At 55.6% G+C, this 13650-nt stretch carries 12 protein-coding genes, 1 tRNA gene and 1 riboswitch; of the genes, 8 read left to right on the top strand and 5 right to left on the bottom strand.

Annotated elements, in window-relative coordinates; translation table 11 throughout:
- Both thiE and thiM read right to left on the bottom strand, forming a co-directional pair.
- Nucleotides 1-455, bottom strand: a 455-nt coding sequence (thiE, locus tag B3V69_RS17545) for a thiamine phosphate synthase (RefSeq protein ID WP_296448289.1), incomplete at its 3' end; no start/stop codon positions are given.
- Nucleotides 449-1282 carry a hydroxyethylthiazole kinase gene (thiM, locus tag B3V69_RS17540; protein ID WP_296448288.1) on the bottom strand — a complete coding sequence of 278 codons (834 nt, stop codon included), beginning with the start codon at nt 1280-1282 and terminating at the stop codon, nt 449-451. The genes thiM and thiE, both read right to left, overlap by 7 nt.
- 36 nt (nt 1283-1318) lie before the next feature.
- Nucleotides 1319-1413: riboswitch (TPP riboswitch) on the bottom strand.
- A 116-nt stretch (nt 1414-1529) separates the two neighbouring features.
- Here thiM and B3V69_RS17535 point away from each other — a divergent pair.
- Nucleotides 1530-1605: transfer RNA gene (locus tag B3V69_RS17535), tRNA-Asn, on the top strand.
- Nucleotides 1606-1828: 223 nt separating this feature from the next.
- Here B3V69_RS17535 and B3V69_RS17530 read toward each other — a convergent pair.
- The 3 genes from B3V69_RS17530 to B3V69_RS17520 form a co-directional block, all read right to left on the bottom strand.
- Nucleotides 1829-3592 (bottom strand): retron Ec67 family RNA-directed DNA polymerase/endonuclease, encoded by a 1764-nt coding sequence (locus B3V69_RS17530; protein WP_296448287.1) that lies wholly within the window; start codon nt 3590-3592, stop codon nt 1829-1831.
- Between the two features lie 233 nt (nt 3593-3825).
- Nucleotides 3826-5019: a tyrosine-type recombinase/integrase gene (locus B3V69_RS17525; RefSeq protein ID WP_296448286.1), complete on the bottom strand. Its 1194-nt coding sequence runs from the start codon at nt 5017-5019 to the stop codon at nt 3826-3828.
- A gap of 15 nt (nt 5020-5034) precedes the next feature.
- Complete coding sequence (locus B3V69_RS17520) at nt 5035-5727, bottom strand: hypothetical protein (RefSeq protein ID WP_296448285.1); 693 nt, start codon at nt 5725-5727, stop codon at nt 5035-5037.
- 124 nt (nt 5728-5851) lie between these two features.
- Here B3V69_RS17520 and B3V69_RS17515 point away from each other — a divergent pair, with 124 nt between their 5' ends.
- From B3V69_RS17515 to B3V69_RS17485, 7 genes are all read left to right on the top strand, one after another.
- Nucleotides 5852-6097: a helix-turn-helix transcriptional regulator gene (locus B3V69_RS17515; protein WP_296448284.1), complete on the top strand. Its 246-nt coding sequence runs from the start codon at nt 5852-5854 to the stop codon at nt 6095-6097.
- Nucleotides 6098-6128: 31 nt separating this feature from the next.
- Nucleotides 6129-6947, top strand: coding sequence for a toprim domain-containing protein (locus B3V69_RS17510; RefSeq protein ID WP_296448283.1), 819 nt, complete (start codon nt 6129-6131; stop codon nt 6945-6947).
- Nucleotides 6944-8572: a YfjI family protein gene (locus B3V69_RS17505; protein WP_296448282.1), complete on the top strand. Its 1629-nt coding sequence runs from the start codon at nt 6944-6946 to the stop codon at nt 8570-8572. Before B3V69_RS17510 ends, B3V69_RS17505 begins: the two co-directional genes overlap by 4 nt.
- The gene (locus tag B3V69_RS17500) at nt 8569-8910 is read left to right on the top strand and encodes a hypothetical protein (protein WP_296448281.1); all 342 of its coding nucleotides are present in this window, start codon (nt 8569-8571) and stop codon (nt 8908-8910) included. Before B3V69_RS17505 ends, B3V69_RS17500 begins: the two co-directional genes overlap by 4 nt.
- 130 nt (nt 8911-9040) lie before the next feature.
- On the top strand, nt 9041-10291 hold the full coding sequence (dcm, locus tag B3V69_RS17495; protein WP_296448280.1) for a DNA (cytosine-5-)-methyltransferase: 1251 nt from the start codon (nt 9041-9043) through the stop codon (nt 10289-10291).
- Complete coding sequence (locus B3V69_RS17490; RefSeq protein ID WP_296448279.1) at nt 10292-10738, top strand: very short patch repair endonuclease; 447 nt, start codon at nt 10292-10294, stop codon at nt 10736-10738.
- Entirely contained in the window at nt 10735-11961 is a 1227-nt protein-coding gene (locus B3V69_RS17485) for a type II restriction endonuclease (RefSeq protein WP_296448278.1), read from the top strand. The genes B3V69_RS17490 and B3V69_RS17485 overlap by 4 nt, the downstream gene beginning before the upstream one ends.
- Nucleotides 11962-13650 lie beyond the last annotated feature (1689 nt).

Genomic DNA, 13650 nt, shown 5'->3' with positions numbered 1-13650 from the left:
GTGTCGGTTTTGGTCGGCGTGGCATGAATCGGACTGACCCCAAGATAGTCCACCGGGAGCGAAGCACTGCGGGCAACGTCTTCCATCGTCTCCACCGACCAGCCTATGAACACCTCAGGGGGCAACAGGCGGCGCGCCTGGGCCACCGGCATATCGCTCTGCCCCAGATGCACACCGTGTGCGCCGCAAGCCAGCGCCACGTCAATCCGGTCATTGATCACCAGCGGAATATTGTGGGGGGCCAGTAACTCTTTCAACGCAATTGCCTGGGCGAAAAAATCGCGCGTGTTGAGCTGCTTCTCACGCAACTGAACACAGCTCACGCCACCTTGCACCGCAGCCGCCACCACATCGGTCAACGTTCGGCCCCCGACGGCGGCGGACGGGTCGGTGACCAGGTACAGGCGCAGTGCCTGCAGGGGCGCGCCCCTTGCCCAAACCGCAGGATTTACCACGCGGCGACTTCCAGCTTCAGGCGCTGCTCGAATGTGCTCTGGTCGAGCAGTTGCAACTCATCGAGCAAAGCGACCTGCATGCTGCCCACGCCACAAGCACGCGTCATCACCTTTTCGGCAGCCACTTCGCCGACCACGCCCAGCAAGGCCATGGCAGCCACCGTTGCCCGCCAGGCATCGGGCTGAACGGCACAAAATGCGCCAATGAGCGCCGTAGCGGAGCAACCCACGCCGGTGATTCTGGTCATCCACTCATGCCCATTGGACAGGCGTGCCCAGCGCCGTCTCGCATCAAGAACATGATCGGTTGGTCCGCTGACGCAGACGACGCCGTGCGTTCGCTGAACCAGCGCCTGGGCCGCGCCCAGCGCATCGTTGGCCGCCGCACCGCTATCGACCCCGCGTGTTTGCACCGCGGCACCCGCCACACTCATGATTTCTGAGGCATTGCCCCGCACCACCGTCGGCAAAGCCGTATGGATGAGCAGCTCGACGCTCTCATTTCGGTAGCGCGTGGCACCCGCGCCCACCGGGTCCAGCACCACCGGAATGCGGCGCCCGGATGCCGCGACCAGGGCCAGACGCATGCTCTCAAGCCAGTAAGGATCCAGCGTGCCAATATTGAGCACCAGCGCCTGCGCAATGCCCACCATGTCAGCCACTTCCTCATGGGCATGCGCCATCACCGGCGAGGCACCGGCCGCCAGCAGTGTGTTCGCGTTGAAATTGATGACCACCAGATTCGTGATGCTGTGCACCAGCGGTGAACGTTCGCGCACGGCGACCACGTCCGCCCAAAGATCAGAAGAAGTGAGGATCGATGCCATGCAATTCCCAAATAGGTAAGACATGGGCCAGACGGGCGCAAGGGGAAGAAGCTTCCCTACGCTGGCACGACCCAGATCAGGTTCAAAGAGTATGTCTCAGTCACCTACAGGCGACACCTCTAGCGGTGCTGGATTATCCTGGAATTCGTATTCACCGCCACGGATGAAATTCTGAACAGGATTTTTGCGTCGATCCTGCATCACCGGCAAAGACGGTTGAAAAATAACGCTATAATTTGAGGCTTGTTCCTCGATAGCTCAGTTGGTAGAGCGCCGGACTGTTAATCCGTAGGTCCCTGGTTCGAGCCCAGGTCGAGGAGCCACTACAAGCCTTATGGGCACTAGAGAGCCTGCTACTTAATTGCTAGCAGGCTTTTCTTTTTGTGGCGCGAAAGTGTAATTCCTGTGTAATTGCGTCAGGAAACCCATATCAGTTCAAACCGTCAAGGGCTACCAAAATGATCAGGGAGTGAGCCGATGGGTGATGCGACGGTGAATCAGCACAATTTTGGAGCCTGGGCCAGTGTTTGGCGAACTTGCATTTACTCATAGAGCCATCTTCGGACTGGAATGCTTTTTCTTATGGTCCTGCACGACGGCGGCCAACCTGTCCAACAAAGGCTTGAATCCACTGAAGTCAATTTTCGCTGCATTCGGGAGAACAATCTTTTCTACAAAAACTGTTTTTCCATAGTGCTTGCCTTTGTCCTTTGTGTTGTTTGATTTGTCGAACAATTTGCCATCAAGCTCGATACCCAGTGTCTCTGGCTTGTACAAGTCTTCAATGCAACCCTCTGGCTTTCCAGGTGGCGGCGGTATGCAAACCACATACAGGTTTGTGCATACGTGATAAAAGGGCTGGCTGCCATTGGCACCGCCTCCAATCGCGCCACCTATCGTTTTCCAGCCGTTGTCCTTGTCCACCACCACGATGAGTGGTTGGCCCATCTGAAGCACGTCGAATTTCTTGGTTTCAGCTTTGTATGCGTGCAGAAATGCCGCCAAATCAGAGGTGCCACCACACAGTCCCAGCAATGCGTTTGTCCTGCGCGCCAGACTGGGGAAAATGCGAAACAAAAGGGTCGGGTGCGAGCCAGTCACATCCACCAAATCGGGATATCCATTCCCAAGTTGTATGGCGGCAACTCGAAGGTGAGTCTTGTCCGTTTTTCCCTCTGTCAGGATCAACGGCTGACTGGCGGAAAAGAAATTGCGGTAAAGCAAAAACTTTCGGTACTGTTTTTCCTGTGAAGTTAAGCCTTCCAGGCGGTGAGATTTTGTCTTTGTGTGCGCCTGTGCTTCTGGAGATAGGTGTCGCGCATTGGCGGTGGATCGCAAGTCAATCCAATCAATAAAGCCAAGCATGCCCTGCAGTTGACGTAAAGGGTCAACTTGCTTTGTGCGTTTGTTAGCAATGCGGTGTACACGGGCAGGTTGCATTTCAAACTTACCAGTAGTCACGAGTCTGTCAAGCATCGCGCGAACTGTTTTGCGATATTCCCGTGTGACATTGACTCGTTTGTTGACCACGAGTCCCGTGACTTCTTGGCGATTTTTGAAGTATTGAAGCCGAGTTTTTTTGGGGTTTTCGACAAACCCAGCTTTCGCTACGGCTTCGCGAATTTTGTCGCCCAAGACCCAATCGTGCGTCGTATTGGTTGCAAGTTTTGCAAGCTGTTCAGGAAAATCAGCTTTGTTGGTTGAAAACGTAATGTCGTCGGCAAAGCGCGTGTAATTGCAGCCATACCTCTTGGCCAAGTCCACAAGCTTCAAGTCAAGTGGTCGACCAACTATGTTTGAAATGATCGGTGATGTAGGTGCGCCTTGTGGCAGTGCATTCTTGTAGCAAGAAATTTGCGCAATCAGTGTTGCTACTGTTGGATGCAATAAAAAATTTCGATCCTTTATCAGAATACCGCGAACACGTCCAAAATTAATGGTGCCGAAGAAATCGTGAAGATCAAGATTCAAAACCCATCGCTTGTTTCGATGGTTCTTGGCATTTGTGGCGATTGATCTTCCTTTAACGAAGCCATGCACGAACGGAGTTTTTCGCTCTCCGGTGGCCTCCACTTCTAAAAGGCAATTTGCCAGCAAATCTGCTAAATTTTTTTGCAGTCTTTTTAGTCTTTCCGTTGGTGCCGAAATCGTTCGTTTTCCACCGGATTGCTTAGAAATTTCAAACTCAGTGAATTTTTGCGCGTCGGTGAGTTTGAAAAGAATGTAGGTAATGGCTTGCGGCTTGAAATTGACTAGTTGCGCGAGGTCATCAAGGCAGGTCGCTTTACGAAGGCGGTCAAGCTGCGACATTGTCAGATTCAGTCACAAGTGAAAGTGGCCCCCAGAAACTCTTATGCAAAGCAAGAGGAAGCACTGAGGGTACAGCGCAAGGCAGATAGAGCGCAATGGCTCTACCCGTTTCGGCCATGCCGCCGAAACAGCGGCAAAAATCTATCTGGGGGCCGGTGTTCATTCTAGTTTATCGATTCTGCTAGGTAAAAGAGGAGGTCTAACTTCATTGGATCGGCATTCAAACGGCGTGCTCAAAAAGACGTTTTCACCCTGTACCGCTCCGACAGCTTATCCATCGCCGCTTGAATGTGCGCGCCATTCTGGTGGCTGTAGCGTTCGACCATGCTCAGGTTCTTGTGGCCGCTGATCCGCTTCACTGTGGGCAGGTCCACACCGGCCTGCACCAGGTGCGTGATCGCGGTATGGCGCAGCGTGTGGCGCACCACCTGTTTGACATCCAGCCCCGCCGCCAGCACGCAACGGCGAAATGGTTTGTCCAGATTGACCGTGCGCCCGTCCTTGGCTGCCGGTGATGGAAATAGCCATTGTTCGCCGGGTCGCAAGGTGGCGACGTAGGCAGCAAGGTATTCACCAAGGTCGGCGGTAATGGGTTGCTCACGCGCCCCGGCCTTGGCCTTGGGGATGTAGATGACAAGCTGTTGCAGATTGATGTCTTTGCGCTGAATGCTCAGGATTTCCGTTTTGCGCATCGAGGTATCGAGCCCGATCTTGATGAAGGGATGAATCTGGCGGTTCTGATCACCTTCGGCCATTTTCAGCAGCCGCTCGATTTGCTCCACCGTCAAATAGGTGATGCGCCCCGAGTGCTCTTTTAGGCGTTTGATGGTGGCGGGCCTGTGATCAACCCATCCCCACTCCACAGCCTTGCTGAACAGGTGCGACAGCGCCGCCAGTTCGCGGTTGATCGTGGCGGGTTTGGTTTCGCCGCCGACGGATGGTTTACCGCCTGGCCCATTGGGGCGCACAACCAATTCGCTGCCGCGCTGTTTCTTGTACCGCTCCACGTCAAACGTGGTGATCTTGGCAAGCTGCGTGTCACCGAAAAACGGTGTCAGGTGCACGTTCAGGCGGTAGCCCTTCATGGGCAGGTCTTTGCCGTCTTCCTGTACCAGTTTGGCAAGGTATTGGCTTGCTGCCTCGCTGAACGTCAGCGCCAGCTTGCGGCCCTTGGGCAGGTTCAGGCGACCAGCCTTCGCATCCTGGCGCGCCTTGTCGATAAATTCCTCTGCCTGTGTGCGCGTGGTGCCGTCCGATTCGCGCCCAATGACGCGGTGAATACGCTGACCATCAACCATGACGTTGACACTGAACACGCCGTCGCTGTTGGCCTGGCGCTCAAAGGTAATGCCGTGCTCGTTGAGCTTGTCGCCAGCAGCAAGCTTGCGCATGGCTGGGCGGGTGAGTTTTGTGAAAGTTTTAGACATGATTTTTTCCCTGGCTTAGAACGGAATGTCATCGTCCATGTCGTCAAAGCTGGGCGTAGGTTTGGGCTTTGCTGGCGCAGCTACTGGTGGCGGTCTGGTTGGCGCAGATACAGGAGCGGGTCGTGCTGGGGCTGGCTGGGCAGTAGGCAAGCTGGGCGCACCACCTTTGTAAATCGTGCTGATGTTTGCTTGCGTGGCGCTGACCCATTTACGCCCCGCCTCAGGGCCACCTTCATGGGCAACCAACAGTGAAGCCCAAGCCCGGCGCAACACCGGAAATACAACGTCTTCTAGCTTCGCCCAATCCCAAGTGCGATTGCCGTTATTGCGCTGCATGGCTGGGGACAGAAGCTGGCTATCGGTAAGCAACTTCCAACGCTCTTGCTCCTCGTGCGTTAGCAATTCGGGGAAATGAATCGCCAAACGGGCAAACCGCTCTGATTCGTCAACATCCCACAGGTTCTTTTCCATGTCCTTTAGCGAGACTGAGTCGTCACCGTTGTAGCCTGAACCCTCACGCAACGTCAGTTCACCGAAGCTCTGCTGTACCGCCCATTCAATGAAGCTTGAAAGCGTGCGCCGCTGCTTGCGCGCTGCCAAGTCCGCCAGGTAATTGAGTTGCGCGTCCATCCGTACTGTGACGATCACAGAACGGGCCAATTTGCCGCCACCACCCTTGCGTTTGCTTTCCGGTTTTTCGGTTGCCATGTCGTGTCCTTTGGTTCAAAGGTTCTATTACCTTCTGCGAAAGTCTATCACTACAATAGTTCTTTGACAATCTACTATTTAATAAATTATTCTCGTAGTGTCTTAACTTACACATCAGCAAATCATGACGCAACCTCAAATCAAATCCATCGAAGTAGTCACTTACCCAGATGGCCGTATGGATACGTGCAATACCTCGAGGTACACCGGCCTTTCTGACAAGACTTTGGCCATGATGCGCTGCAACGGCAATGGTCCAAAGTTCATCAAACGTGGCCGCGTCTTCTACTTTCAGTCCGATGTTGATGCCTGGATGAACGCCAATGGCCGCATGACCAGCACCGCCCAAGCCAAACACGCAGCGTCCTAACTGGCTCCGGCGGACCCAAAGGGAGCACACCATGAACGACCTGATCGACCAATTCAGGCAGGCCATTGCAGCGGCGGGACTGACACCACCGACTGAAATCATTGACGACGGCGTAATCCACCGTTTCAGCACCAACGGCAAACCCACCCACAAAAATGGCTGGTACATGCTGCACACCGACGGCATCGCCGCAGGGGCGTTTGGCGACTGGCGCGAGGGCTTTACGCAAAACTGGTGCAGCAAGACCGACACGTCCATGACCGAAGCGGAACGGGTTGCCCACCGTGAGCGCGTCAAGGCCATGCAGCGCCAGCGTGAAGACGACCTGGCACAGCGCCAGCAATTGGCAGCAGCCGACGCACTCAAGCGCTGGACGGCAGCCACGCTTTGCACCCAGCACGACTATCTGACCCGCAAGGGCATCCAGCCCCATGGCGCAAAGATCGAGGGTGACAAGCTGTTGATCCCGATGCGTGACACGGCGGGCACGGTGCACAGCTTGCAGACCATCGCACCGGACGGCACCAAGATGTTTATGTCGGGCGGCAGGGTCAAAGGTTGCTATTTCGGTATCGGCAAACCCAAGGGCGCGCTGATCGTGTGCGAGGGGATTGCCACCGGCGCAAGCATCCACGAATGCACCGGCCACGCCGTCGCGGTCGCCTTCAATGCCGGAAATCTTGAGGCGGTCGCCGTGGCACTGCGCAGCAAGTACCCCGCTCTCAAAATCATCATCGCCGCTGATGACGACCACCAGACCCCCGGCAACCCTGGCATGACCAAAGCCACGGCAGCGGTGCAGGCAACGGGGGCCACCCTTGCAGTCCCCGTATTTAAGGCGGCTGCATGAACAACATGACCGACTTCAACGATTTACACCTATTGGCGGGGCCAGACGCGGTAAAGGAGTGCATTGATACCGCTATTAATTCGGTAGCTGCTAACGCACATTCCACGGGGGCTACAGTCCAATTAGGCATATGGCCAGCGCCCAAGGAGATAAAAACTGATCTTCCCCTTGCTCCAGCCTTCGACGCGAAGACTCTACTGCCCGCAACGCTGGCCGACTTTGTGCTGGACGAGGCCGACCGCATGCCTTGTTCGCCGGACTACATCGCGGCGGCGCTTGTTGTCTGCCTGGGCTCGGTCATTGGTGCGCGCTGCGGCATCAAGCCAAAACGTAAAGATGACTGGATCGTGACCCCGAATTTGTTTGGCGGCATTGTGGGTGACCCGTCTTCCAAGAAGTCGCCCGCCCTGGGCACGGTGACGCGCTTTCTTGACCGGCTGGAGGCCAAAGAAGCCGAAAAGCTGGAGGATGCCAAGAAAATATTTGAAGCAGAAAAGGCAGCTTTCGAGGCGCATCAAGCTGCCGTCAAAAATAGCATGAAGACGGCGGCAAAGGGCAAAGGCGACCACCTCAAAATGAATGCCGCCATTGCGGACTTGCAAGACCTTCAAGCCCCGGAAGAACCCAAAGAACGGCGCTTCAAATCGAACGACTCCACCGTGGAGAAGCTGGGCGACTTGCTGGTGCACAACCCGCAGGGAATGCTGGTCTATCGGGATGAGTTGATCGGCCTGCTTGCCTCCTGGGAAAAAGAAGGCAAAGAAGGCGACAAAGCTTTCTATCTGGAGGGCTGGAACGGCACCGCCAGCTTCAACATTGACCGCATCGGGCGTGGCAGCCTGCACATCAAAAACCTGTGCATCTCGGTGTTTGGCGGCATTCAGCCGGAATTGCTCGAACGCTATCTCGCCGGTATCGCCAATTCGCTGGATAACGATGGTCGCATTCAGCGGTTTCAGGTGATGGTGTACCCCAACGCCGTCGCATGGGAATGGCACGACCGCTACCCGGTCAAGGGCGCACGCGAGGCCGTGCGTGATCTGTTTGACCGGCTGGCCGTGTTCGACCCGGTGCAGGACGGCGCAGCACCCCATGACGATTTTGTGAAGCTGCCGCACTTCTGGTTTGACGACGCGGCGCAAGACATCTTTGTGGAGTGGTGCACCGAGCTGCATACGGTGCATATCGCCAACGAGCAAAACCCACTGATGCAGCAGCATTTCGGCAAGTTTGAAAAACTGTTCTGTTCCATCGCGCTGATCCTGCACTTGGCCGAAGGCTCTATCGGCCCGGTGACGGCCACCAGCGCATTCCGCGCAGCCGCCTGGTGCGAGTACCTGACCGGCCACGCACGGCGCGTCTATGGCCTGGTGGAGGCCGCCAAAGTGACGACTGCCCGCACGGTCAGCCGCCGACTGGCTGAGGGCAAGTTGGATGACGGCTTCACTGTGCGCGACATGGTGCGCAAGCAATGGTCTGGTATCACCACTGCTATGCAGGCAGAAACCGCCTTGGCCATCTTGGAGGAAAACGGCCATGTGCAAAGTCAGGACGGCATCAACCCCCTGGGCCGTCCGACTGTCCGCTACTACGTCAACCCGCAAATCAAGAAGGTGGCGAAATGATCACCTGGGCCGAGCGTGCAAAAGCTGCAATTTCACAAAAGGGCCAGAGCGCTACTGCCAAAACTGACGAAACCGCTGTTTCGAGACTGGTGGCAGTTTCGTCAGTACCTACCGAGGCCATTTCTGCATTGCCAGAGCGACTTTCGTCAGTTTTGGCAGTGCCCTCCCCCGCCGTATTTGAAAAACCTGATGACTGGCACACACTGGACGCGGCCTATCTGGCGCACCACTTCAACTGCCCCGCCTGTATCGCCGCCGGGCGTGGCAGCCGGTATGGTTTGCGCTGTGGCGCCGGGGCGGCATTGTGGCGCGTGTATGCGCAAGTTGATCCTGATTAAAGATGTCGGAATGTGCGCTCTATGTGCCATTACTGATTATTCAACCAGTACTGTATTTAATGTCAGTTATCGGGATAATTAGGGAATACAATTGCCCAAAATGTCCACAAAAACACCCAGCGAGACCACTATGAACACTGAAACCTCTAGCGCCGTTTACTATCTGGAGCAAGTCTGCGCCCGCTACAAAATTGGCGAAGTTGCCGGGATGCTGGGCAAAGCGCCCAAGACAATAACGCGGTGGCGCACAGGCGAAACACCACCACCACCCTATCTGGTTCCGGCGCTTCAGCAAATGCTGAATTTCGGGCGCAAGGCACCAGGGGGCGGAGACTTCACTTTTATTGACCTGTTCGCCGGAATTGGCGGTGTGAGACTCGGTTTTCAGGCCAATGGTGGACGCTGTATCTTTACGTCCGAGTGGAATACTTGGTCGCAAAAGACCTACGTGGAGAATTTTGGCGATGACCACCCCATCGTGGGCGACATCGTTCCTTATGAGGCGAGCGACATTCCTGATCACGATGTTTTACTGGCCGGATTTCCATGCCAACCATTCAGCATCGCCGGTGTCAGCAAAAAAAATGCATTGGGCCGTCCGCACGGGTTTGAATGCACGACACAGGGAACCCTGTTTTTTGACGTTGCACGCATCATCGAAACAAAGCAGCCCAAAGCGTTCTTGCTGGAAAACGTCAAGAACCTTCTGTCCCACGACAAGGGCAATACGTTCCGGGTCATATTGCAGGTACTACGTCAAGAACTTGGCTACGACGTTCACTACAAAGTCATTGACGGACAACATTTCATTCCTCAGCATCGCGAGCGAATTTTGATCGTCGGTTTTCGCGAAAAGACCAATTTTTCATGGGACAACATTCAACTGCCGACGACAGCGCCGAAGCTAAAAACCATCTTCCACCCGGAGAACGGCAGCGAAGTTGCAGAAGAACCCTACACGACGGGTGCTAAAGCCAAAGTCCACTCGAAGTACGTCTTGACAGACAGGCTTTGGGCCTACCTCCAGGCTTATGCAGAAAAGCACCGCGCCGCCGGTAACGGGTTTGGTTTCGGGCTGGTGACACCGGACAGCGTTGCGCGCACGCTATCTGCCCGCTACTACAAGGATGGCTCTGAAATTCTTGTGTCCCGCGGAACCGGGAAAAATCCACGTCGACTGACACCGCGCGAATGCGCGCGACTGATGGGGTTCCCTGACACCTTCAAAATCCCGGTGTCCGACACACAAGCCTATCGGCAGTTCGGAAATTCGGTGATCGTGCCGGTAATGCAGGAAGTTGCCCGGATCATGCGGCCGCATGTTCTTGCTCTCAAGGAAGCGGAGAAAGCCGCTACTTTGCAAACTGCGCTTGTCGCATAAATGGCTGACGTTGTAGACACCCGGACGCGAAGCCGGATGATGTCCGGCATCAAGAGCAAAAATACGCAGCCAGAGATCAAGGTGCGGAGTGGTCTGCACAGGCGTGGTTTCCGATTTCGATTGCACGACCGGCGTGTGGCTGGCACCCCTGATTTGCTGCTCCCGAAATATTCAGCCGTGATTTTTGTGCACGGCTGTTTCTGGCATGGGCATGAATGCGCATGGTTCAAGTTGCCGAAAACTCGCACCGAATTTTGGAGCGCAAAAATTCAACGTAATCAGGCCAATGACAATCGGAATATGGCCAGTTTGCGGGAGGCCGGTTGGCGTGTGTGTGTTGTTTGGGAGTGTGCATTGCGCACGGGTGAGGAAAATTGTGAAGCAGCGTTGAACAAGGTGGCCCGTTGGCTCCCAAGCCGTTCCGCTCTATTGGAGATCAGGGCATGAAAAAAGGTTACCTGTCGCAATACTTTGACGGCGTTGCCATCAAAGCGCTCAGTGCTGTGGAAGCGGATCAGACACGATCAAACCAGCATGAATACAACGCCGTTCGGAGCATGCTCGAATTCATGGGCCGTCCAAGCGAGCCAACGCGGCTTGATGCCCGTTTTCTGTATATGAATGATGATGAACCCGATCCCATTGCTGAAGATGCATTTCTGACGCTCTACGACAGCCGAAAGGGTCAGTCCCATCGCAGCTCGGAGTATCGTTTCTACTTCCCCACCACCAATGTGTCTTTGAATGCCGCCGAGGGTGACCTGTTGGTCATCGCCAAGCGCAGGGACGGTGGATTGCTGGTCATCGTGGCCGAAAAAAGCAGCACGATAGAAAAGCAAATTCGCTGGCTTTTTGGTTTGTCGGAATCGGACCATCCCGGCTTCTCAGTGAAGTCGGAACTTGAAACTGAACAGGACAGAATTGGTTTCGCCGCCCGCGTTGTTCTTGAACAGATCGGCATTGAGACTGACGAAGAAGCGCCAAACTACCTCGACCAGATGCTGGAGAAATTTGGCGGCGGCTTCCCGAAAACAAACGATTTTTCCGCCTACGCACGTTCAACCGTGCCAGACGTATTGGCCCTTGATGCCCCCGACGCGGCGTTACTGGCATGGATGGATCGCGAAGAAATTCTTTTCCGCACACTGGAAAAACACCTCCTTTCCGAGAAATTGCAGTCGCTATTTCACGAGGGAACAATTGATCCCGACCCAGTAATGCAAATCGCCATGAGTGCATTCCAGCGGCGTAAATCTCGCGCCGGTAACGCTTTGGAAAACCACCTTGAACAAGTCTTCACGGCACATGGCGTGACCTACTCACGGACGGCGGTCACCGAGAGAAAACTGAAGCCGGACTTCATATTCCCAAGCATCGAACACTACCGCGACGCAACTTTCCCGGACGCGCGATTGACAATGCTGGCATCCAAAACCACCAGCAAAGATCGGTGGCGGCAAATTCTCAATGAGGCCGTTCGCATTCCGCTCAAACACCTGATTACGCTGGAGCCCAGCATCAGCTTGAACCAGACCAATGAAATGCAATCCGAGCGGGTGCAACTGGTAATCCCGGCTGCATTGCATGAGACGTACACCACGGGTCAGCGCACCTGGCTTATGGATGTAGAAGGATTCTTGACGTTGGCGCAGGGCAGGCAAACTGCTTAATTATTTGGATGATTTCATCCGCTAGTCCGCGTAGAACGTGCGGTAGAAGCTATTAAATAGATAGCTGATGCAGCCACGTTCACACCTGAAAAGTAAGCCAGCGGTCACGCTGGCTTACAGGCCGTTAGGCCTGTAGCCCCCGTATTCCGTGCATGACCAGCTACCAAACTTGTAGCAAAACCCAACAACCAAGGCACGCGGGCTGAGGGAGCCCCCACGGGCGGACGGGCAGACCAGCGCGCAGGGCGGATGCCGCGCAGCGGCGAAGCACAAGGGTGGGCGGGGGCACACACTCAATGACTGGCCGCAGGCCACTGACCAGCAACACAGCGCGCAGCGCCTGACCAATGCCACGGTGCCACGACAACCACAAGGGCGCGCAGACGGCGGCGCGTAGGGCGTGCCAACGACCGGGAAGCGCCGACGGCTGTGCGACCGACTCCAGCGAAGGCCACTTTGCATAACGCCTGTTGCCTTCACCCGAAAGGGCGCGAAGCGGTGACCGGCACCAAGCGGAGCTTTAGCGTAGCGACTGGCGGGCACTGAGGGCAATGCGGCGTTATGTAAAAGCGAAGCGGGTGGCCGTAGCGGGCGTGTGCCACAACTGCCACGAACACGGCGGCAAGGCCGAGCCGCAGGCGACGGCTGATCCAGCACGATGCGCCAGCGAGCCGAGGCCATATCTGCGCTACAGCGCACTGACCAACACTTGCGAAGCACTGGCGATGTACCTCCCCAGCACCTGTGCGGGGCGCACCAGCGCCGCGCGCACTGACTGACACAACAGCGCTGGCAAAACGAAAGCGGTGATGCTGGGTGGACTGGCCCACAGCGCGCAGCGCAGTTCAATCAAAAAACAGGCCGCCCAGCATGGCCGCGCTGCTCGCCAACGCCACGCGACAGCTTCGTGGTGCCTGGCCATTGCGGTACTCCGCATTGGCCACTGACCAAAGCTACAGACTCACGCGATACAAAAGCGGTGATGTTGGGTGCGCTGCCACCAGCGCAAAGCGCCATTCAGCAGGCAGCGCGCCCGGCATGACCGCGCTGGTGGAGGTCACAGACACATATCGAGCGCCGAAGGGTCGTCACTGTCTGCCGCCGTCGCGGTAGCTGATCAAACCCTTGCGCAGCACTTTTTATATGCCAAATAGGCCGCTAGCCCTCGTAGAACGTGCGTAAGCAGCTATTAATTAAATAGCAGATGGATAGTCCACGCCGTCAAAAATGGAGAGTAGTCTCGCGTCCTGTCCGCCGCTTCACACCTATATCGCCCAGCAAGCAAGCCAAATCTCGGTGTAATTCCTGTGTAATCAGGCAGAGAAAATTACACAAAACGCGGGAACCGCATGGAATGTCCAAAATCACCCAAATCGAAAAACCGTAGGAAAATCAGCAACTTAGGACGTTTCGAGAATCGGATAGAATTCGGCATACGCCTCGATCTGAAGACTGTTAATCCGTAGGTCCCTGGTTCGAGCCCAGGTCGAGGAGCCAAGAACAAGAAACGAATCAAGCACTTAGCCCTTTGGGTTAGGTGCTTTTTTCATGTCTGGGCTGCTCCGTGGCAACTCATTGGGTTCTGCATTGGTTCGGTGGCGGGGGGCGGTGAATGTCAAGCTAGTTGTCGCCTGTGAGGCTGAATTTACGCGACTTCTTTGAATTTCGGAGCTTCGTTGAATCCACTGT

Source organism: Rhodoferax sp. UBA5149 (assembly GCF_002413825.1).
GTDB lineage: Bacteria > Pseudomonadota > Gammaproteobacteria > Burkholderiales > Burkholderiaceae_C > Rhodoferax.
Note: the sequence above shows the minus strand (reverse complement) of the source record. Positions and strands in the feature narration are given on the sequence as shown.

Excerpts from the sequence above, each read along its gene's own strand:
- B3V69_RS17485 (WP_296448278.1), top strand. The coding sequence starts at position 10,735 with ATGAAAAAAGGTTACCTGTCGCAATACTTTGACGGCGTTGCCATCAAA.
- B3V69_RS17515 (WP_296448284.1), top strand. The coding sequence starts at position 5,852 with ATGACGCAACCTCAAATCAAATCCATCGAAGTAGTCACTTACCCAGAT.
- B3V69_RS17500 (WP_296448281.1), top strand. The coding sequence starts at position 8,569 with ATGATCACCTGGGCCGAGCGTGCAAAAGCTGCAATTTCACAAAAGGGC.
- B3V69_RS17530 (WP_296448287.1), bottom strand. The coding sequence starts at position 3,592 with ATGTCGCAGCTTGACCGCCTTCGTAAAGCGACCTGCCTTGATGACCTC.
- B3V69_RS17525 (WP_296448286.1), bottom strand. The coding sequence starts at position 5,019 with ATGTCTAAAACTTTCACAAAACTCACCCGCCCAGCCATGCGCAAGCTT.
- B3V69_RS17505 (WP_296448282.1), top strand. The coding sequence starts at position 6,944 with ATGAACAACATGACCGACTTCAACGATTTACACCTATTGGCGGGGCCA.
- thiM (WP_296448288.1), bottom strand. The coding sequence starts at position 1,282 with ATGGCATCGATCCTCACTTCTTCTGATCTTTGGGCGGACGTGGTCGCC.
- B3V69_RS17490 (WP_296448279.1), top strand. The coding sequence starts at position 10,292 with ATGGCTGACGTTGTAGACACCCGGACGCGAAGCCGGATGATGTCCGGC.
- B3V69_RS17510 (WP_296448283.1), top strand. The coding sequence starts at position 6,129 with ATGAACGACCTGATCGACCAATTCAGGCAGGCCATTGCAGCGGCGGGA.
- dcm (WP_296448280.1), top strand. The coding sequence starts at position 9,041 with ATGAACACTGAAACCTCTAGCGCCGTTTACTATCTGGAGCAAGTCTGC.
- B3V69_RS17520 (WP_296448285.1), bottom strand. The coding sequence starts at position 5,727 with ATGGCAACCGAAAAACCGGAAAGCAAACGCAAGGGTGGTGGCGGCAAA.